Origin of the sequence: Pseudoduganella sp. R-34 (assembly GCF_049904655.1) — a bacterium.
Classification (GTDB): Bacteria; Pseudomonadota; Gammaproteobacteria; order Burkholderiales; family Burkholderiaceae_D; genus Rugamonas.
The window spans coordinates 6,190,027-6,208,843 of sequence record NZ_CP184572.1 but is presented as its reverse complement, the minus strand read 5'-3'; the positions used below and the strand labels follow the sequence as shown (position 1 = coordinate 6,208,843).

The following is an 18,817-nucleotide window of genomic DNA, read 5'->3' as shown; positions in this document are numbered from 1 at the left end:
CACCGTTTTACCGGTTTTGGGCGAACGGCAAATACCGCCCATCCGGCATCGACTCCACCAGCGCAAGCCCCTGCACATTCCACACCACCGGCACCCCGCTGAAATCCGCTGGCGCCTGCTTCGCCTCGCGCGCCAGCGTGATATGCGGCTTGAATTCCCCATGCGTCGCGGCGCTGAACCCCGCCGCCTCCAGCCTCGACATCAGTTCCCCTTGTGCGGCCAGCAGCCCGGCAGGCACAGCACTCATCCCCGCCCAGGCAATTTGCGGCCGCTTGAAGTAGCCATAACAATCAACGGTCAACTGCAACGGCGGCACATGCGTTGCATGCAGGATGTCGAGCAAGACAGGCAAGGCTTCGGCCGGTTGCTGGCCAAGAAATGCCATGGTCAGGTGCAGTTTTTCGGACGGAACCAGTCGCCCACGCATCGGCTGCTGCAGGCGCACCAAGTCCTGGCGAACATCCTCGTCCGGCCAGAGCGCAAAAAACAGTTTGTGCACAGCTTGTTTTGCTATCATGGCAGCCGCTTTAAAACCACTTAACGAATATACATGAAACGCACTTCGATCCTGTTCGCATTCCTGTGCGCCGCCGGCCTGGCGCAGGCACAGCAGCCTACCCAAGAACCTGCCCCGGCGCAGCCAACCGCGACGGCCGCACCAGCGGCGCAAGCCGAAGCCGCGGCGCCGGCCCAGCCAGGACCGGTCGTGCCGGGTTCGGCCCAGCCAGGTCCAGCCGCAGAGCAACTGATCGTCACCGATCACAAGATCGGCAAGGGCGCCGAAGCCAATGTCGGCAACACCGTTTTCATGCACTACACCGGCTGGCTGTATCGTCCGCTGGCCAAGAACCAGCGCGGCCGCCAGTTCGACAGCTCGATCCCGCGCGGCGAGCCGCTGGACTTCAAGCTGGGCACCGGCAAAGTGATCAAGGGCTGGGACCAGGGCATCGTCGGCATGAAGGTGGGCGGCAAGCGCACCCTGATCATCCCGGCGGAACTGGCTTATGGCTCGCGCTCCATGCCGGGCATTCCTGCCAACTCGGCCCTGATCTTCGACGTCGAGCTGGTGGACGTCAAATAACTCAGCGGTAGTCCTCGGCCGCCAGGCCGTACTTCTGCATCTTGTGGTACATGGTCTGCTTCGGCAGGCTCAGCGCGGTACAGGCGGTGGCGACGTTGCCGCCGGCCGCGCGCAGCGCCTGCTCGATCAGCATGCGCTCGAAAGCGCCGACCTGGTCCGCCAGCGAAGCAGGCGCTGCGCTCTCCGTCGAGGCCGACAACCCCAGCACGAAACGATCGGCCGCATTGCGCAGCTCGCGCACATTGCCGGGCCAGTCCTGCGCCATCAGCTGCTGCATCTGCGCGGGCGGTACGACCGGGCAGGGACGCTTGTAGCGTGCTGCCGCATCCATCATGAAATGCTCGAACAACAGCGGAATGTCTTCGCGGCGCTCGCGCAGCGGCGGGATGTGCAGCACGATCAGGTTCAGGCGGTAATACAGGTCGCTGCGGAACTTGCCCTGGTCGGAAAACTCCTTCAGGTCTTCTTTTGACGCAGCAATGACACGGATGTCCAGCGCTACCGGGGCGTTCGAACCCAGGCGCTGGATCGAGCGCTCCTGCAGCACACGCAGCAGCTTGACCTGCATCGCCAGCGGCAGGCTTTCAATTTCGTCCAGGAACAGCGTGCCGTGATCGGCGTGCTCGATCTTGCCGACCTGGCGCTTGGCAGCGCCGGTGAAGGCGCCTTGCTCGTGGCCGAACAGTTCGCTCTCGAAAATCGTCTCCGGGATGGCGCCGCAGTTGACCGGCACGTAGTGATGCCTGCCGCGCTCGCTGAACTGGTGCAGGCAACGTGCCACCAGTTCCTTGCCGGTGCCGGTTTCACCATAGATCAGCACATCGGCCGGCTGTCCGGCGACGTCCAGGATCACCTGGCGCAAGGCTTGCATGGCGGGTGTATTGCCCAGCAGGCAGGCCTCGATGCCTTCGCTGTGCTCGAGCTTCTGGCGCAGCGCGCGCACTTCCAGCTGCAGGCGCCGCATGTCGACGGCACGTCGCACCACGTCAGCCAGTTGCTCCGAAGAGTAGGGCTTCTCCAGGAAGTCGTAGGCGCCGTCGTGCATGGCCTGCACCGCCATCGCAATGTCGCCATGGCCGGTGACCAGGATGACCGGCAGTTCGGGGTCGATGGCACGCGCCGCTTCCAGCAATTCCAGCCCGCTCATGCCGGGCAGGCGTACATCGCTCACCAGCACCACAGGGCTGTTCGCCTGCAGCAGCTGGGCTGCCGGTTCGGCGCTTTCGAAGCTGCTCACCGAGAAATCGGCCAGCTCCAGCGCCTGTTCACTGCCAGCGCGTACGGTCGGGTCATCTTCGACCAGTAGCACTTGTATGTTGTTCATTACGTCTCCTGCGCTTCTTTTAATTCGATCACGAAGCAGGCGCCGGTACTGGCCTGTTCCGCTCTTAAGCTTCCGCCGAAATCGCGGATGATTTGTTCTGAAATCGCCAGCCCCAGACCCAAGCCTTCGCCTTGCGGCTTGGAGGTGTAGAACGGCTCGAACAGCCGCTCGCGCGCTTCGTCGCTGAGACCCGGGCCGCTGTCGGCCACGCGGATCAGGACCCGGCCTGGCTTGCTGCTCACCTCCAGCACCAGCTCGCGCACCGCGCAGCCGGCCATCGAATCCAGGGCATTGGTCATCAGGTTGAGCAGCACCTGTTCCAGCCGGTTGCTGTCGCACAGCGCATAGATATCGGCCTTGTCGATGCGCAGCTGGAAGGTGACCTTGTCGAGCTGGATGCGGCGCTCCACCAGCACCAGGGCGTTCGAAATCGAGGTATGGATCGACACCGGGCCCAGTTCCGCATTCGACTTGCGGGCGAAGCCCTTCAGCTTGCCCGTTATGGTGCCCATGCGCGCCACCACCTGCGAAATGGTTTTCAGGTTGTTGCGCACATCGTCCATGCGGCCGCGCTCAAACAGCAGCACGGCGTTGTCGGACATGGTGCGCAGCGCCGTCAGCGGCTGGTTCAGCTCGTGCGTGATGCTGGCCGACATCTGCCCCAGCACCGCCAGCTTGCCGGCCTGGAACAGCTCATTCTGCGTGATCTGCAGCTGCTGCTCGGCCTGGCGCCGCACATCGACTTCCTTGCTCAAGTCCTGCGTCATGCGCGCCAGGCTGGCGGTACGCTCGGCCACCATGCGTTCCAGCTCTTCCTTGGCGCGCAGGCGCTGGCGCCAGTACAGGAACAGCAGGATGAGGAAGCCATAGGCCAGCAGCGCGAACAGGAAGGCGAGGCTGGCATTGCCGCGCGCCGCGTTCAGGTCGGACATGTAGATGAAGGTCCAGTCGCGCGGCGCCAGGGAGCGTGTCTGCGCCAGCATCAGGGGCGTCGACGCTGCACCCGGTGCATTGCTGTTGCGGATCATGAGCAGGCGGTCGCCATTGGCCAGCGCTTCGTCGTGCTTCAGCGTCAGCGGCGGCAGCGCTTGCGCGAAATACTGGCGCGTCTGTTCGAGTTCGGCGCGTACGTTTGCCGACAGGGGCCGTAGCGCCTTGAACTTCCACTCCGGGTCCGAGCTGAGGAAGATTACGCCATTCGGGTCCACCAGGGCCACCTTGTCGCTGCCCTGCGTCCAGCTGCGCTGCTGGTTCTCGATGCTGACCTTGATGGCCGCCACGCCCAGCATGCGGCCGTCCTTGTAGATGCCGTGGGCGTAGAAATAGCCCGGCTCCAGGCTGGTGGTGCCGACGCCGTAGAAGCCGCCAGGGCGGCCGCGCAGGGCATTGCGGATGTAGGGCCGGAAATTGACGTCGTCGCCGATGAAGCTGTCCTTCTGGCGCCAGTTGCTGGCGGCCTGGGTGCGGCCCTGCAGGTTGACGATGTAGATATTGCTGGACTCGGCCTTCTTGTTCAAGCCTTCCAGGTATTCGTTGACACTGTTGCGCACATCCTCGTCGCCGGGATGTTCCAGCAGCTGGACCACGTCCTTGTCCAGCTCCAGCATGCGCGGGATCAGGTCGTACTTGTCGAGCAGGTTTTCCAGGCTGGTGGCATACACCTCCAGCCTTTGCGCGCCCGCTTCACGCAGGCGCTCGGTCGTTGCGCTGTCGGCCCACCAGTAGGCCAGGTAGGGCAGGGCCAGGCCTGCCAGCAGCACCAGGCCCAGCAAAGTACGGACGTGTTGCGTCGGACGCGGTTGCGCCTGGGGCATTGCGGTGATGTTGGGCTGGACTGGCATTACAGCCAACTATAGCAAACCTCAGTTACAGTTGATGGCGCAACCCCAGGTTAAAGGCGCGCTGGCCCTTGCCGTCGTCGGTGGCGTTGCCGACGGTGAAAGGGGCGCCGTTGTGGCCATTGATGCGGCCGTAGGCGGCGTACAGGTCGGTACGCTTGGACAGGCCGTACAGGTAGGCGATGCCGTATTGGCGCGCATCCTGGTTGGCCGCGCTGCGGTCCATGTGCTGCACGACCGAGCCGGCAAAGCTGTGCGGGCCGAAGGTGGCGCACAGGCCCAGCACCACGTCGCGGCTGGATGCGCCGGGAACGCCGATGGTGCCGGCGGTGATGACGCTGGTGGCGCTGGTCACGGTGCCCGTTGGGCTGCTGGTGCCGTTCGACAGCGTGCTGCTGCCGCCGCCGCCCACGGTGCCCATGCCCCGGTTGAAGGCATAGCCCGCGTGCAGCTGGTAGTTGCCGACCTTATAGCGCGCCGCCAGCAGGGTGTTATAGGCATGCAGGCCGGCGCTGGCGCTCTCGCGGCGGAAGTGCGACAGCGACAGCGCCAGCGGGCCTTCGTCGTAATTCAGGGCGCCGCTCAGCGCGCGCTTGCGGGTATTGTCGTCGGCCACTTCGCCCGCGCTGTAAGCCAGCTCGGTCGAGAAGCCGGCCAGCTTGGGCGAGGCGTAGCGCAGCGAGTTGTCCATGCGGCGGTTCGGTACCATCAGGTTGGCAGCTTGGCCGGCCAGGCCGTCTGCGAAAGGATCGGCGATGTCGCGCAAGGCCTTGTAGTACGGCGAGTACTGGCGGCCGGCGCTGATGGTGCCCAGCGGGCTGGCCAGCGAGACGTAGGACTGGCGGCCGAAAGTCAGGCCGCCCTGGCCGGAAGCGCCGGTATCCATGGCGAAGCCGCTCTCGATGACGAAGCCGGCCGACAGGCCATTGCCCAGGTCTTCGGTGCCCTTGAATCCAATGCGCGAGCCGGAGGCGATGCCGCTGCTCACATTGGAGGTATTGCCGGCGGCGCCGCCGCGTTCGAGCACGATGCCGGCATCGGCAACGCCATAGACTTGGACGGAAGATTGCGCGTGCGCGCTGCAGCAGGCCAGGGCCAGCAGGGTGGTGGCAGTGTATTTCATTGGTGTTCTCCTGAGGTTGTTGTTCTTATGCGGCGCGAATGTAGCTGTGTTCGTCCGCTTGTTCTTCTTCGCCGAGCGCGCCTTCCCACTTCGCCACGACGGCGGTGGCGATGGCGTTGCCGACGGCGTTGGTGGCCGAGCGGCCCATGTCGAGGAACTGGTCCACGCCCATCAACAGCAGCAGGCCGGCTTCAGGGATGTGGAATTGGGTCAGGGTGGCGGCGATCACCACCAGCGAAGCACGCGGCACGCCGGCCATGCCTTTCGAGGTCAGCATCAACAGCAGCAGCATGATGATCTGGGTGCCCAGCGACAGGTCGATGCCATAAGCCTGGGCGATGAACAGCACGGCGAAGGTGCAGTACATCATCGAGCCGTCCAGGTTGAAGGAATAACCCATTGGCAGCACGAAGCTGGAGATGCGGCGCTGCACGCCGAACTTGTCCAGCGCGACCAGCAGTTTGGGATAGGCCGCTTCCGAGCTGGCGGTGGAGAAGGCCAGCAGGAACGGTTCGCGGATCAGGCCGACCAAACGCAGGACGCGCGGGCCCAGCACGGCGAAGCCGGCGCCGATCAGCAGTGCCCACAGGCAGAACAGGCCGAAGTAGAAGCCGCCCATGAACTTGGCGAAGGTGGCAAGGATGCCGAGGCCATTGGTGGTGACCACCGAAGCCATGGCGGCAAACACCGCCAGCGGGGCCAGGCCCATGATGGTGCCGGTAATGCGCAACATCACCTGTGCCAACTCGTCGACCACGTCCAGCAGGCGCTTGCCGGATTCGCCCAGCGCGCCCAGCGCGGAGCCGAAAAAGATCGAGAACACCAGCACTTGCAGGATCTCGTTATTGGCCATGGCCTCGATCGGCGACTTCGGCACCACGTGGGTGATGAAATCCTTCAGCGTGAAGGCCGAGGTTTTCAGGCCCGTGCTCGCGTCGATGGCGGGCAGCGGCAGGCCCAGGTTGGTCCCGAGCTGCATCACATTCGACAGCAGCATGCCGAGCGCCAGGGAGACCAGCGAAGCGACGATGAACCAGGCGAAAGCCTTGGCGCCGATGCGGCCGGCGGCCTTGCCGTCGCTCAGGTTGGCGATGCCGACGGTCAGGGTCGAGAACACCAGCAGCGCAATGATCATCTTGATCAGGCGCAGGAAGATGTCGGTCACCAGCGAGATGTGGGCCGAAATGTCGGCGGTGAGTTTCTTGTCAGGGAATACCGTGTGACAGGCGTAGCCGACGGCGATGCCAAGCAGCATCGCGAACAGGATGTAGAGGGTAAGGGGGCGCTTCTTTTGCATTCCGGTCTCCGTTGTGTAGGTCCCCGCGTGTGTGGCGGGGTCCCGGGACAACAGCAAGCTGTGTGCCCGTTGGACGGATTCCGGTAAGTGCTTGATTTATAAGCCTGCCGGCATACTAATGATGCCAGCTGGCAATTTTACGGTCCCAGGACTTGGACGGCGTGGAGAGGCTGTGTATGACTTCTTGGCTTAATGCGCATGACCATGGTGGTGATCGTGATCGTGCTGGTGATCGTGGTCATGGTCGTGGTCATGCTTGTCCTCAAGCGCATGCCCCTGGCCTTGCAGGCAGCACTCATGCTGGGTGGTACCTTGCTCGGTTTGCAATGTCGTATGGTGGATGCCGAATTGCTCCTTCAACTGGCGCGCAATGTCGTCGATGGCCATATCGCCCGGGTAGCCGCCCGGCATGACAAGGTGGCAAGTCAGCGCCACATCGGTGGTGCTCATCGACCAGATATGCAGGTCGTGCACGCCGGTCACGCCAGGGCTGGCCAGCAGGAATTTCTCCACTTCGCCGGCATCCATGTTGCCGGGCACTGCGCCCAGCGTCATGTCCAGCGCCTCGCGCAGCAACGACCAGGTGCTCTTCATGATCAGCACCACGATCACCAGCGACACGGCAGGGTCGATCCACGCCCAGCCGGTGTACATGACCACCAGGCCCGCAATCAGCACGCCCAGCGAGATGGCGGCATCGGCCGCCAGGTGCAGGTAGGCGCCGCGGATATTCAGGTCGTCCTTGCTGCCTTTCATGAACAGCCAGGCCGAAATGCCGTTGACGGCAATACCGATGCCGGCCACCACGGACACGGTCAACCCCGCCACAGGCGTAGGCTCCATCAAGCGCTGGAAAGCCCCCCAGGCGATCGCGCCGGTGGCCGCCATCAGCAGCATGCCGTTGAACAGCGCAGCCAGGATGGAGCTGCTGCGCAGGCCATAGGTATAGCGGCCGGACGGCTCGCGCTTGGCCAGGATGGCCGCGCCCCAGGCAAGGATCAGGCTCAATACGTCCGACAGGTTATGGCCCGCGTCGGCCATCAGCGCCGTCGAATTGGCCAGGAAACCATAGAAGAATTCGATGGCGACAAAGGCCGCGTTGAGCGCGATCGCAATGGCAAAAGCGCGGCCGTGGCCTGCTTCGCCGTGATGGTGGTGATGATGGCCGTGGTCGTGGCCATGTCCGTGATGATGATGGGCGCTCATTGTTCGTTACCGTTGGATGGTTCGGCGATATGTTCCAGCATATCGCGCAGGACGCCGCTGATATGGGCATCAGCGGTGGAATAGAAGACTTGTTTGCCCTGGCGCTCAGACTTGACGATACGCGCGGCGCGCAGCAGGCGCAGGTGGTGGCTGACCAGCGAAGAGCTCAGTTGCAGCGAACCCGCGATATCGCTGACTGCGATCGGCTGCTCCAGGCAAGCCAGCACAATGCGCAGCCGGGTCGAATCCCCCAGCAAATGGAACAGGTCCGCCAGCTCCGCGACGGAAGCATCGTTGTCAGAATAGATAGCCATAGCAAACAAATGAATAGGTATTCACATGTTAGCATGAAAGTCGGGGTCAGGTCTGGCAATCCGCCACCAATTTCGCATAGCGAAATTGGTGGCGGATTGCCAGACCTGACCCCGACTTTTATTTGGCTAGTTCTGCTTCGAAGGCGGTGCGGGTCTTGGCGTCGAGGGTTTGCAGGGCGCGCTCGAGCTTGGCGGGCGGGATGCCGGCCGGTTTGCTGAACATGGCCTGGCCGATCAACACCAGGGCGGCGGTCAGGACTGCTACCCCTGCGGCGGCTGCCAGCAGGCGCAGTTCGCGGCGCGAGAAGGGCTCGTGCGAGGTGGGGATGGGGCGGGCGCCAGGGGGCGGGACGTAGGCGGCGCCTGGCATTGCCGCTGGGGCATGCGCGCCGTCCAGGCGCGCCAGGTGGCGCTCGACCGCTTCTTCCAGTACCGCTTCGTTCAAGGCCACCAGGGCAAAGATAGGGTCGTCGACATCTACCTTGATGCCGGTCTTTTCGAACACGTGCAGGCGTAGTTTCTGCGGGTCGAGGGCCATTTACCAGTTCACTAGGTCGAGTTGTTCGAACAGGTCGCGGAACACGACCTTGATGCGCTGCTTTTCCATCACATTGAATTTGTCGCTGGCCTTCACTTCGTCCACCGTCAGGCGGCCGGTGTTCATCTTCTTCACGTCGGCGCCGAAGGTGTCCGCATTGCGCGCGCTCAGCACAATGCGGCCGCGCACGCGCTGCGAGTTGTCGGCGTAGGTCTGCGATTCGAGGAAGGATTTGCCGGATGCCGATTGCAGCAGGCCGAAATGCTCGTTCTCCCACAGCACCAGCGGCACCTGGGTCGACTTGGCCGTGGTGACGAAGCCCATCGCGGTATCGTGCAGCGTGTCGCCGCCGCCAACGATGGTGTGGATGTACACCTTGCGGCCGGATTCTTCCAGCAAGTTGAAGCAGTCGTTCTCGATCAGGTAGGCCATCAGCGGCGAGAAGGTGTTGGCGCCGTTGTCGACCACGCAATTGCCGTCTTCTTCCAGGATGTCGATCATCAGGGCGTCGAAGCGCTTGGGGTCGATGGTGCGCGATTCAGTCATCACCGGAACGTGCTTCACGTCCAGCGCCTTGTAGCGCGAGAAGGTGGTGTTTTCCTGGTCGGTGTCGTAGCAGCGCAGCGGGCCTTCGCTCTTGGCTTTCAGCCATTGCGCGAGGATGGTCGATACATACGTCTTGCCGATACCGCCCTTGCCCTGCAGGACGAAGTGAACCGTGTTTTGCATTGATGCTCCTGTTATCAGTGGCAGTTGGCCGTGCCGCTGTCACGGGCTTCCTGCTGCGGGCGTTCCGGCGCCGTCTTCGGCTGGACCGGCAGGAACTCCCATTCGTAGCTGTTTTCCTTCAATACCAGTTTCAGCACGCCGGTGCGCCAGTTGGAGCGCGCTTCGCTCTGCTCATTGAGCCAGAGGAAGGGCGTCAGCATGGCGCCGCCGGTGCCGACCACGAACTGGCGCACGCCGCGTGCCGGATCGGGCTGCGCGTCTGCATCCATCGGCGCCAGGCGCTCGTAGTCGTGGTCATGCCCGGACAGCACCAGTTCGACGCCTGCCGCATGCAGGGCGCGCCAGACGTCCTGCATCTTCCTGGTCGGGGTGTGCCCGCCAGAACTATACATGGGCGCGTGCCAGTAGGCGAGGGCGCAACGCGCCTTGCTGGCTGCCAGGTCGTCTTTGAGCCACAGGAGCTGGCGCTGGTGCTCGGCGGTTTTCAGGTCGCTGTTCAGGGAAATGAAGTGCCAGCCGCCCTTGTCGAAACTGTAATAACCGCGTCCGACAGGACCGGCCAGTTCGCCGAAGTAGTCGAAATAGCCTGCTGCCTTGCCGCTGGTGTATTCGTGGTTGCCCGGAGTAGGCCGGGTGCGCGCCTTGAACTGTCCCCAGGTAGGGGCGTAGCAGTCGCTGAATTCGGCCGGGGCGCCATTCGGGTAGGTGTGGTCGCCCAGGGTGAGGATCAGGGCCTCGGGGTCGCCCCTGGCGATGATGGCGGCGGTTCCGGCGGCGCCGGAGTCGGCGGCGCGGTTGTAGCGGCAGTCGGCGATGTCGCCGGCGGCGTACACCGTCAGGGGGCGCGCGGCATGCCCGGCGGCCGGGACGGATAAGGCGGCTGCGACGGCCAGCCAAGGTAGAATGCGTGTTTTCATTGGCGTCATTTGAACAGGCATGCGAGTTTCACCATCCAGCGAGCAGGAAGCGATCCTGAAGTCCCGCGCCCAGACCTTGATGATCGAGGCGCGCGCCGGGACAGGCAAGACTACCACGCTGTCCATGCTGGCGGCACAGGAACCGGGCGTCGTGTTGGGCCTGTGTTTCTCGGAAGGGGCGCGCCAGCGCTTTTACGAGAAGCTGGCGCTGGAATGCCCGCAGCGCAAGGTGCAGGTGCTGACGGTGGAAGCGCTGGCGCGCTCGCAGCTCACGCGCATCGCGGAGCACGGCAACTGGCTGGACCTGCCCGAGCGCTGGTCCAGCTTGGAGCAGATGCGCCCCATGCTGGTGGCAGCCGCCAACACGGTCTGGCAGCGCCACGAGGGCCGCTATACGGAATTCGATTTCGATTTCGAGCGCAGCACCCAGCGCGTGGAAATGATGCTGCAATTGCTGGCGCAGATGAAGGCGACCCTGGCCACCTTGCGCTTCGAGGATGAGGTCTTCGACGACTTCACTTTCGACGAACTGTGCAATGAGTTCCAGCTGGAAGACCGCGAGATTGTGGAGATATTCCACGAGTTCGAGCGCCGCCGCCAGCCGCAGGCCGGGCATATCCTGTGGCAGGCGCCGGTCGATTACGCGACCGACCTGGTGTCCATCCTGCGCCGCTTCCCCGAAGCCGTGCACGACATGCCGCAGGCCGACTTGCTGCTGGTCGACGAATGGCACGACGTGAATGCCGCCGAGTTCGAGTTGCTGCAACTGTTCCGCCGCAATGCGCGGCTGGTGGTGGTGGGCGACCGCCACCAGGTGATCAACGCCGAACGCGGCGCCGATCCGCGCTTCTCGGGCGGCGGCTTCGAGCTGGCTTTCCCGGACGCGGAACGCCTGCCGCTGTCGCAGTCGCGCCGCTGCGGCGTGTCGCTGAAAAAACTGCTGGAGCGCGCCTTGCCGAAGTGCGGCTTTGAATCGCACCCGGACACCTACTCGGAAGTGCGCCACATCGAATATGACCACGCCGATCCGCAAGCCTGCGCCCGGGCAGTTGTCGCCAAGGCGAAAGAGCTGGCGCTCGGCCCCGACCTGGCCATCATCCTGCGTGAAGTGGACCAGAGCGTGGAAATCGAAAACGCCTTGCTGGATGCCGGCCTGCCCTACAACTGCGACGGCTTTGCCTCCTACCTCAAGCGCCCGGAAATCATGGCCCTGCGCGCCCTGCTGCACGTGGCCAGCGGCGACTACAGCACGCTGAAGGCGGACAAGGAAAGCTGCGAGCTGATGGTCGACGGCCTGCAAACCTATTTCGCCGTGTCGGGCGATCGCCGCGACTACGAGGCCAGCCACGCCATGTACGGCTCTGGCGACGCCTACCAGCAGCAGAAGCACGCCGTGGTACGCGACCCGGAAACCCTGGAATTCATGTTCAGCGGCCTGCTGTGCGCCGAACAGCCTTACGACAGCGGCGCCACGCGGCGCTGGAAGCAGCGCCTGGCCGCCGTGCTGGAGCAGTTGAAGGCGCAGGCCCCGACGGCCAGCGCGGCGCAATTGCTGGAACTGGCCAGCACCGGCCTCGACCTGCCGGCCGCCACCCGCCGCACTTTCGTCAAGCGCGCCCACGCCGACTCCGTGCTGCGCACCCTGCGCGCCTTCCTTGATTTTGCCCAGCGCCAGGGCGATGCCAAGGCGCCGGCCTTCCTCGAAGAACTGCGCCGCCGCCAGGTGGCAACGCGCGGCAAGCCTACGGCACGCGGCGGCGCGAGCAAGGCCCTGGCGCTGGCAACCGTGCAGTCGGCAAAGGGTAGGGAGTGGCAGCAGGTGCTGCTGCCGTATGTGGAAGAAGGCCAGTTCCCGCGCGCCACCCGCAATGGCGATGAATACGCCGAGGAACGGCGCTACCTGTACGTGGCGATCAGCCGCGCCATCGCCGGCCTGACCCTGTTCGAACCGGCTGCAGCGGAGCGCCGCAGCCGCTTGCTCAACTAGTTAATAAAGCGCAGCAGGCCTTTCAGCGAATGCTCGATGGTCTGCGCGCGCACCGCCTGGCGGTCGCCGGAGAACACCAGCCGTTCGGTGTGCACGGTATCGGCGTTGGCCCAGCCAAAACAGACCGTGCCGACCGGCTTGCCCGGCACCGCGCCGGTGGGGCCGGCAATGCCGGTGACCGATACCGCCACATGCGCATTGCTGGAGCCCAGCGCACCTTGCGCCATGGCGGCTGCCACTTCTTCGCTGACGGAACCGAATTGCGCCATCATGGCGGCCGGTACTTCCAGCATTTCGGTCTTGGAGGCGTTCGAATAGCAGACAAAGCCGCAATCGAACCAGCCGGTGGAGCCGGCAATGTCCGTGATTGCCGTGGAAATGCCGCCACCGGTGCACGATTCCGCGGTTGCCAACAGCAAGCCTTTGTCTTGCAAGGCCTTACCCACCTGGGCGGCCAGTTCGTTGATGTCTGTACTCACTTGTGGCTCCTTTAGCAAACAAAAGCGTTTGAACCCATTCTAGCGCGCTGCTGTGCAGATTGACCACGCTGCACCGCAATAATGTGGCGTCACGACTAACTTGCAAGCCGGGGAAGGCTTTTGTGGTGCGATAAACCAATAATTGCGCCGCTGTCGGGTACTCAGCGATAGAATGCCCCAAATCCCCTGTTCGCGAGGCACGGTGGTGAGGACTCTCCAAGGAAGATGTCCCGTTTTCTGGGTTGCGCTGCTATTGGCTGCGCTGCTGCCCCTGTGCGCCCATGCCCAATCCGGCTCCAGCCTGGAGCGCCAGGTCAAGGCTGCCTACCTGTACAAGTTTGCCGGCTTCGTTGAATGGCCCGAGGGCAGCTTTGCGCGCCCGGATGCGCCAATCGTGATCGGCGTTGCCGGCGCCGACCCGCTGGCCGAGCAACTGGAACAGACGGTTGCCGGCCATACGGCCAACGGCCGGCCGCTGCAGGTCAGGCGCATCAAGCGCGGCGACAGCCTGGCCGGCGTCCACATCCTGTTCATCCCGGCGCAGGAGAGGGCGCTGGCGCAGGAGCTGCTGGCCGCCAGCCGCGGCCAGCCGGTGCTGACCGTCACCGATGGCGACGAGACTTTCGGCATGGGCAGCATGATCAATTTCGTCATCGCCGACGAAAGGCTGCGTTTTGAAGTCTCCCTGAAACACGCGGCCGTAGCGCGCCTGAAGATCAGCGCGCGCATGCTGTCGGCCGCCCTTCGCGTGCAGCAGGTGGCGGGATGATGACGCGCCGCCGCTCCCTGCCGCAAAAGCTGCTTGGCGTGGTGATGCTGGTCACGCTGGCGGCCCTGCTGGTGTCGCTCGGCACCATCATCGCGTACGACTTGCGCGCCTACCACCAGTCCCTCAGTTCCGACATGACGACCCAGGCCGAGCTGCTTGGGCATATGAGCGCGCCGGCGCTGACGTTCGACGATCCGCGGCTGGCCAAGGAGAACCTGGCCCTGCTGCGCCTGCGGCCCAAGGTCAATGCCGGCGCCATCTACAACGCGCGCGGCCAGCTGTTCGCTACCTATGTGGCGCCGGGCATCGATATCAGCGTGCCGGCTGCGCCGCAGGCCGAGGGCGTGGCTTTCGAGGACGGCAAGATGATGCTGTTCCGCCGCATCCGCGACAACGGCGAATTGCTGGGCACCGTCTACCTGCAGTCGGACTATGAACTCCTGGGGCGCTTCGGCGACTACATGATGATTGCCATCGTCGCCACCTTCCTGGCGATGGGCATTGCCTACCTGCTGATGCGGCCCCTGAACAAGGTCGTCACGCAGCCGGTGCTGGCGATTGCCGACGTCGCGCGCGAGGTGATGGCGACCGGCGACTATTCGCGCCGTGCGCCGGGTACCAGCAACGACGAGGTGGCCGAGCTGGCCGATGCCTTCAACAAGATGCTGGGCGAGATCGAAAGCCGCACGCGCGAGCTGGAAACCTCGAACAGCGAAATCGCGCGCGAGGCGGAACAGCGCAGCAAGGCGCAGCAGGAAGTCATGCGCCTGAACGAGGAACTGGAGCAGCGCGTGCACGAACGCACCCTGCAGCTGGAGCAGGCCAACAGCGAGCTGGCCATGGCAATGCAGGAGGCAAAGAGCGCCAACCAGGCCAAGTCGGCCTTCCTCTCCTCCATGAGCCATGAACTGCGCACGCCGCTGAACGCCATCCTCGGCTTCGCGCAAATCCTGACCTCGGAAAAACTGCCTTCCACGCTGGTGCAGAAACGCGAATTTGCCAACCACATCCTGAAATCCGGACGCCACCTGCTGACCCTGATCAATGAGATCCTCGACCTGGCCAAGATCGAGTCGGGCGCCGTGGCGCTGTCGCTGGAACCGGTGGCGCTCAACGAAATCCTGCACGAGTGCGAAGGCATGGTGGCGCCGCTGGCAAGCGCGCGCGGCATCCGCCTGCTGTTCCCGGACGGCTGCACCTCCCATGTCACGGCCGACCGCACCCGCCTGAAGCAGATCGTGCTCAACCTGTTGTCCAACGCGATCAAGTACAACCGCGATGGCGGCGCCGTGGTGGTCGACTGCAGCCCGAGCGGCACCAGCCTGCTGCGGGTCTCGGTGCAGGATACCGGGATGGGGCTCAGGCCGGAGCAGGTCAAGCAGCTGTTCCAGCCCTTCAACCGCCTGGGCCAGGAAAGCGGGGCGGAGGAGGGCACCGGCATCGGCCTGGTGGTGACCAAGCGCCTGGTGGAGCTGATGGGCGGAACCATCGGCGTGACCAGCAGCCAGGGCGTGGGCAGCATGTTCTGGATCGAGCTGGAATCGACCGAGCCGACGCCGTCGCGCATCGACCCCAATGCCGAGCGGCCGCCCCAGCAACAGCGCCACGCGGAAGGCGAGCCGGCCATGATCCTGTATGTGGAAGACAACCCGGCCAACCTCAAGCTGGTGGAAGAGATCATCAGCTTCCGCCCCGACCTGAAACTGATTTCCGCGCCGGACGGCCACCTTGGCATCGAGCTGGCGCGCGCCCACCAGCCGGACATCATCCTGATGGACATCAACCTGCCGGGCCTGAACGGCATCGACGCCGTCAAGCTGCTGGCCAGCGATCCCCGCACCGCGCACATCCCCGTCATCGCCCTGACCGCCAATGCCATGCCGCGCGACGTGGAAAAAGGCCTGGCGGCAGGCTTCTTCCGCTACCTGATCAAGCCGATCAACATCGACGAGTTCACGGAAGCGATCAACAGCACCATGGCCTTCCTGGCACGCAGGGAGGAAGAAGGGAGTACGTCCAAGTGATCAGCCGCGACGATATCCTGAACGCCAAAGTCCTGATAGTGGACGACCAGCCGGTCAATGTGCAGTTGCTGGAATACCTGCTGCAGACCAGCGGCTACGTGAACGTCAGCTCCACCACCGACCCGCGCATGGTGGCGCCTTGGCACGAAGAGCACCGCTACGACCTGATCATCCTCGACCTGCACATGCCCGGCATGAGCGGCTTCGACGTGATGGAGGCGCTCAAGCCGCTGGAGCCGGAATACCTGCCGGTGCTGGTGGTGACGGCGCAGCCGGACCAGAAGCTGCCGGCGCTCGATGCCGGCGCGCGCGACTTCGTCAGCAAGCCTTTCGACCCGGTCGAGGTGCTCACGCGCATCAACAATATGCTGGAAGTGCGGCTGCTGCACCAGCAGGCGCGCGACTACAACGAGGTGCTGGAGCAGACCGTGCGCGCCCGCACCGCCGACCTGCAGCGCTTTCGCAGCGCCATGGACGCCACCGCCGACGCCATCTTCCTGATCGACACCAATACACTGGCGCTGGTGGACGTCAACGAAGGCGCCTGCCGCATGCTGGGCCACCCGCGCGCGCAACTGCTGTCGCTGGAGCCGGCCCGGCTTGGGCTTGGCGGCCGCGATACGCTGTCGGCGCAGGCCGAGCGCGCCGGCCAGGCGAAGGCGGCGCCGCACCGCGCGCCGGAGTTGATGGAAATCGAACTGCAGCGCGGCGATGGCGCCACGGTGCCCGTGGAAGTCTACTGGCTGCTGCAAAGCGAAGGAGAGTCGGCACACCGCACCCTGATCTGCGTGGCGCGCGACATCACCGAACGGCGCCTGGCCGAAGAGCGCCTGCGCCACATGGCGCATTACGATCGTCTGACCGGCCTGCCCAACCGCACCCTGTTCTTCCAGACCCTCGGCGAATCGATCGAGCTGGCGCAGGACAAGGAATGGCGCATCGTGGTGCTGTTCATCGGCCTGGACCGCTTCCGCAAGGTCAACGACTCGATGGGCGCCGCCATGGGCGACCAGTTGCTGCACGAATTTTCCAACCGCCTGGTGCAATGCGTGCGCTTGCGCGATACGGTGGGCCGCCTGGGCGGCGACGAGTTCGCGCTGATCCTGACCATGACGCGCGACCAGCAGGACGCGGTCCTGGTGGCAAACGAAGTGCGCGATGCCCTGCGCTCGCCCTTCGAGCTGGACGATCACCAGGCCACGCTGACCGCCTCCATCGGCATCGCCATGTACCCGGACGACGCCAACGATCCGGAGACGCTGGTCAAGTATGCCAACACCGCCATGGAGCGCGCCAAGGAGGCCGGCGGCGACGGCTACCGCTTTTTCACCGCCGGCATGAACGTGCAGGTGCTGGCGCGCCTCGACCTGGAGATGGCGCTGCGGCGCGCACTGGACAACAACGAACTGGAGCTGCACTACCAGCCCAAGGTCAACCTGACCGCGGGCCGCATCAGCGGCGCGGAGGCTCTGCTGCGCTGGAACCGGCCGGGCTATGGCCTGGTCTATCCGGCGGAATTCGTCGGCGTACTGGAAGAGACGGGCCTGATCGTGCGCGTCGGCAGCTGGATCATCGATGCCGCCTGCCGCCAGATCGCGACCTGGCTGCGCACGCCGGTTGGCGGCGTGCACGTGGCCGTGAACGTGGCCAGCCGCCAGTTCGTCGAGGGCGACCTGGAAAACGACGTGCGGCAGGCGCTGGAACGGCACAATGTGCCGCCCGAACTGCTGGAGCTGGAATTGACCGAAACGGCCTTGATGTCCAATGCCGAGCGCACCATCCAGGTGCTGACGGCGCTCAAGCAACTGGGCATCAAGGTGGCGATCGACGATTTCGGCACCGGCTATTCCTCGCTGGCCTACCTGCAGCGCTTCCCGATCGACAAGCTGAAGATCGACATCGCCTTCGTGCGCGATATCACGACCAATCCCAACGATGCTGCGATTGCGCTGGCCATCATCAGCATGGCGCACAGCCTCAAGCTGCGCGTGATTGCGGAAGGCGTGGAGACGCGGCCGCAGCTGGAATACCTGCGCCGCAACCGCTGCGACGAAATCCAGGGCTACTTCTTCAGCCGTCCGTTGGCCGCGCCGGAGATGGGCGCGCTGGCCGAATCGGGCAAGAGCCTGCCGCCCGACCCGAACGTGGCGGCCGAGCCGCCGCAAACCCTGCTGCTGGTGGATGACGACGTCAACGTGCTGTCCTCGCTGCACCGCCTGTTCCGCCGCGACGGCTACCGCATCCTGACGGCGGAGTCGCCGGCCGAAGGCTTCGACCTGCTGGCGCTGTATCCGGTGCAGGTGATCGTGTGCGACCAGCGCATGCCGATCCTGAGCGGCACCGAATTCCTGGCCAAGGTCAAGGAGATGTACCCGGATACGATCCGCATCATCCTGTCCGGCTACACCGGGCTGGAAGCGGTGCTCGACTCGATCAACCGCGGCGCGATCTACCGCTTCTACACCAAGCCGTGGGACGACACCCAGCTGCGCGACAATATCCGCCTGGCCTTCCACCACTACTGGCTGATGCACGGCAGCGGCCGCCGCGCCGGGGAACCGGGCGAAGACCATACCGCCCTCACCGGATAAAAAAAAGCCGCCCACGATGGGGGCGGCTGAAAACATTCACGGGAGTGGTATGAATGTGGAGACAGGCAGGATAATAGTCGCTGCTTGTGACCACTTCATGACATCATGTTGCTGCCATTGCTTGAGACACCTGCCAGCTTTGCGCACAGGGAGAGGCGACAGGCCGGTCAGCGCGGTGGCAGCTGGTAGCTGAAAGTGTAGCGGTGCTGGCCGCCGGTCACATCGATGGTCATCGTGCCTTGCAGGCCGGCCAGTTCGCCGGTGGCGGAGTCGGGGACGACGCTGACGTTCAGCGTCGGCGTGCCCTTGTTCATCAGGCCGGAGTGCTGCAGGAAGAAGCTGCCTTTGCGGCCCTCCAGCGTGGCGCTGACCTGTTCCAGCGCGACATAGCCGGCCGAGCCTTTCACGGCAGTCATGACGGCCAGCATCTCGCCCTTGCTGGTGCCATCGAGCGGACCGTGGAATGTCTTGGCAATGGCTTGCCGGCCCCAGGGCTGGCCTTCCACCGCCGGCTGCGGCGTGAGTTTGACGTCGAACGTGCCTTCGATTTGCATGGGCTTGTCTCCTGCATTGGCCGCAGCGGCGGCGAATGCGAATAGT

At 64.4% G+C, this 18,817-nt stretch carries 17 protein-coding genes; 5 read left to right on the top strand and 12 right to left on the bottom strand.

The window, feature by feature from the left end:
* Positions 1 to 7: 7 nt before the first annotated feature.
* On the bottom strand, positions 8 to 517 hold the full coding sequence (gene thpR / locus ACN9MW_RS28580; RefSeq protein ID WP_426165283.1) for an RNA 2',3'-cyclic phosphodiesterase: 510 nt from the start codon (positions 515 to 517) through the stop codon (positions 8 to 10).
* Positions 518 to 550: 33 nt separating this feature from the next.
* Here thpR and ACN9MW_RS28575 point away from each other — a divergent pair, with 33 nt between their 5' ends.
* Positions 551 to 1,081, top strand: coding sequence for an FKBP-type peptidyl-prolyl cis-trans isomerase (locus tag ACN9MW_RS28575; RefSeq protein ID WP_426165281.1), 531 nt, complete (start codon positions 551 to 553; stop codon positions 1,079 to 1,081).
* A 1-nt stretch (position 1,082) separates the two neighbouring features.
* Here the strand turns inward: ACN9MW_RS28575 and ACN9MW_RS28570 are convergent, their stop codons facing one another.
* From ACN9MW_RS28570 to ACN9MW_RS28530, 9 genes are all read right to left on the bottom strand, one after another.
* Positions 1,083 to 2,405 (bottom strand): sigma-54-dependent transcriptional regulator, encoded by a 1,323-nt coding sequence (locus tag ACN9MW_RS28570; protein ID WP_426165279.1) that lies wholly within the window; start codon positions 2,403 to 2,405, stop codon positions 1,083 to 1,085.
* The gene (locus ACN9MW_RS28565) at positions 2,405 to 4,246 is read right to left on the bottom strand and encodes a sensor histidine kinase (RefSeq protein ID WP_426165277.1); all 1,842 of its coding nucleotides are present in this window, start codon (positions 4,244 to 4,246) and stop codon (positions 2,405 to 2,407) included. The genes ACN9MW_RS28570 and ACN9MW_RS28565 overlap by 1 nt, the downstream gene beginning before the upstream one ends.
* Positions 4,247 to 4,271: 25 nt before the next feature.
* Positions 4,272 to 5,366, bottom strand: coding sequence for a porin (locus tag ACN9MW_RS28560; protein ID WP_426165275.1), 1,095 nt, complete (start codon positions 5,364 to 5,366; stop codon positions 4,272 to 4,274).
* Positions 5,367 to 5,391: 25 nt separating this feature from the next.
* Entirely contained in the window at positions 5,392 to 6,663 is a 1,272-nt protein-coding gene (locus ACN9MW_RS28555; RefSeq protein ID WP_426165273.1) for a dicarboxylate/amino acid:cation symporter, read from the bottom strand.
* Positions 6,664 to 6,852: 189 nt separating this feature from the next.
* On the bottom strand, positions 6,853 to 7,869 hold the full coding sequence (locus tag ACN9MW_RS28550) for a cation diffusion facilitator family transporter (protein WP_426165271.1): 1,017 nt from the start codon (positions 7,867 to 7,869) through the stop codon (positions 6,853 to 6,855).
* Positions 7,866 to 8,183 (bottom strand): ArsR/SmtB family transcription factor, encoded by a 318-nt coding sequence (locus ACN9MW_RS28545; RefSeq protein ID WP_057261009.1) that lies wholly within the window; start codon positions 8,181 to 8,183, stop codon positions 7,866 to 7,868. The genes ACN9MW_RS28550 and ACN9MW_RS28545 overlap by 4 nt, the downstream gene beginning before the upstream one ends.
* A gap of 118 nt (positions 8,184 to 8,301) precedes the next feature.
* Positions 8,302 to 8,721, bottom strand: a complete 420-nt coding sequence (locus tag ACN9MW_RS28540; RefSeq protein ID WP_426165269.1) for a hypothetical protein — start codon at positions 8,719 to 8,721, stop codon at positions 8,302 to 8,304.
* A complete protein-coding gene (locus ACN9MW_RS28535; protein WP_426165267.1) occupies positions 8,722 to 9,450 on the bottom strand; it encodes a hypothetical protein in 729 nt (242 codons plus the stop codon).
* 14 nt (positions 9,451 to 9,464) lie between these two features.
* The gene (locus ACN9MW_RS28530) at positions 9,465 to 10,367 is read right to left on the bottom strand and encodes a metallophosphoesterase family protein (RefSeq protein WP_426165265.1); all 903 of its coding nucleotides are present in this window, start codon (positions 10,365 to 10,367) and stop codon (positions 9,465 to 9,467) included.
* Between the two features lie 19 nt (positions 10,368 to 10,386).
* On the opposite strand from ACN9MW_RS28530, the gene ACN9MW_RS28525 reads away from it, so the two are divergent.
* Positions 10,387 to 12,354, top strand: a complete 1,968-nt coding sequence (locus tag ACN9MW_RS28525) for a 3'-5' exonuclease (RefSeq protein ID WP_426165263.1) — start codon at positions 10,387 to 10,389, stop codon at positions 12,352 to 12,354.
* Here ACN9MW_RS28525 and ACN9MW_RS28520 read toward each other — a convergent pair.
* The gene (locus tag ACN9MW_RS28520) at positions 12,351 to 12,833 is read right to left on the bottom strand and encodes a CinA family protein (RefSeq protein WP_426165261.1); all 483 of its coding nucleotides are present in this window, start codon (positions 12,831 to 12,833) and stop codon (positions 12,351 to 12,353) included. The genes ACN9MW_RS28525 and ACN9MW_RS28520 overlap by 4 nt on opposite strands.
* 253 nt (positions 12,834 to 13,086) lie before the next feature.
* Here ACN9MW_RS28520 and ACN9MW_RS28515 point away from each other — a divergent pair, with 253 nt between their 5' ends.
* The 3 genes from ACN9MW_RS28515 to ACN9MW_RS28505 are packed head-to-tail and all read left to right on the top strand — an operon-like array spanning position 13,087 to position 18,217.
* Positions 13,087 to 13,602 (top strand): YfiR family protein, encoded by a 516-nt coding sequence (locus ACN9MW_RS28515; RefSeq protein ID WP_426165259.1) that lies wholly within the window; start codon positions 13,087 to 13,089, stop codon positions 13,600 to 13,602.
* Positions 13,599 to 15,626, top strand: coding sequence for an ATP-binding protein (locus tag ACN9MW_RS28510; RefSeq protein ID WP_426165257.1), 2,028 nt, complete (start codon positions 13,599 to 13,601; stop codon positions 15,624 to 15,626). The genes ACN9MW_RS28515 and ACN9MW_RS28510 overlap by 4 nt, the downstream gene beginning before the upstream one ends.
* Positions 15,623 to 18,217, top strand: coding sequence for an EAL domain-containing protein (locus ACN9MW_RS28505; protein WP_426165255.1), 2,595 nt, complete (start codon positions 15,623 to 15,625; stop codon positions 18,215 to 18,217). Before ACN9MW_RS28510 ends, ACN9MW_RS28505 begins: the two co-directional genes overlap by 4 nt.
* A 167-nt stretch (positions 18,218 to 18,384) precedes the next feature.
* Here ACN9MW_RS28505 and ACN9MW_RS28500 read toward each other — a convergent pair whose 3' ends face one another.
* Complete coding sequence (locus tag ACN9MW_RS28500) at positions 18,385 to 18,771, bottom strand: DUF3224 domain-containing protein (RefSeq protein WP_426165253.1); 387 nt, start codon at positions 18,769 to 18,771, stop codon at positions 18,385 to 18,387.
* Positions 18,772 to 18,817: the final 46 nt, after the last annotated feature.

Bases quoted from the DNA above. Each gene is read 5' to 3' on its own strand.
- ACN9MW_RS28555 (WP_426165273.1), bottom strand. From the start codon at position 6,663: ATGCAAAAGAAGCGCCCCCTTACCCTCTACATCCTGTTCGCGATGCTG.
- ACN9MW_RS28535 (WP_426165267.1), bottom strand. From the start codon at position 9,450: ATGCAAAACACGGTTCACTTCGTCCTGCAGGGCAAGGGCGGTATCGGC.
- ACN9MW_RS28540 (WP_426165269.1), bottom strand. From the start codon at position 8,721: ATGGCCCTCGACCCGCAGAAACTACGCCTGCACGTGTTCGAAAAGACC.
- ACN9MW_RS28545 (WP_057261009.1), bottom strand. From the start codon at position 8,183: ATGGCTATCTATTCTGACAACGATGCTTCCGTCGCGGAGCTGGCGGAC.
- ACN9MW_RS28500 (WP_426165253.1), bottom strand. From the start codon at position 18,771: ATGCAAATCGAAGGCACGTTCGACGTCAAACTCACGCCGCAGCCGGCG.
- ACN9MW_RS28530 (WP_426165265.1), bottom strand. From the start codon at position 10,367: ATGAAAACACGCATTCTACCTTGGCTGGCCGTCGCAGCCGCCTTATCC.
- thpR (WP_426165283.1), bottom strand. From the start codon at position 517: ATGATAGCAAAACAAGCTGTGCACAAACTGTTTTTTGCGCTCTGGCCG.
- ACN9MW_RS28575 (WP_426165281.1), top strand. From the start codon at position 551: ATGAAACGCACTTCGATCCTGTTCGCATTCCTGTGCGCCGCCGGCCTG.
- ACN9MW_RS28565 (WP_426165277.1), bottom strand. From the start codon at position 4,246: ATGCCAGTCCAGCCCAACATCACCGCAATGCCCCAGGCGCAACCGCGT.
- ACN9MW_RS28510 (WP_426165257.1), top strand. From the start codon at position 13,599: ATGATGACGCGCCGCCGCTCCCTGCCGCAAAAGCTGCTTGGCGTGGTG.
- ACN9MW_RS28570 (WP_426165279.1), bottom strand. From the start codon at position 2,405: ATGAACAACATACAAGTGCTACTGGTCGAAGATGACCCGACCGTACGC.
- ACN9MW_RS28525 (WP_426165263.1), top strand. From the start codon at position 10,387: ATGCGAGTTTCACCATCCAGCGAGCAGGAAGCGATCCTGAAGTCCCGC.
- ACN9MW_RS28550 (WP_426165271.1), bottom strand. From the start codon at position 7,869: ATGAGCGCCCATCATCATCACGGACATGGCCACGACCACGGCCATCAT.
- ACN9MW_RS28560 (WP_426165275.1), bottom strand. From the start codon at position 5,366: ATGAAATACACTGCCACCACCCTGCTGGCCCTGGCCTGCTGCAGCGCG.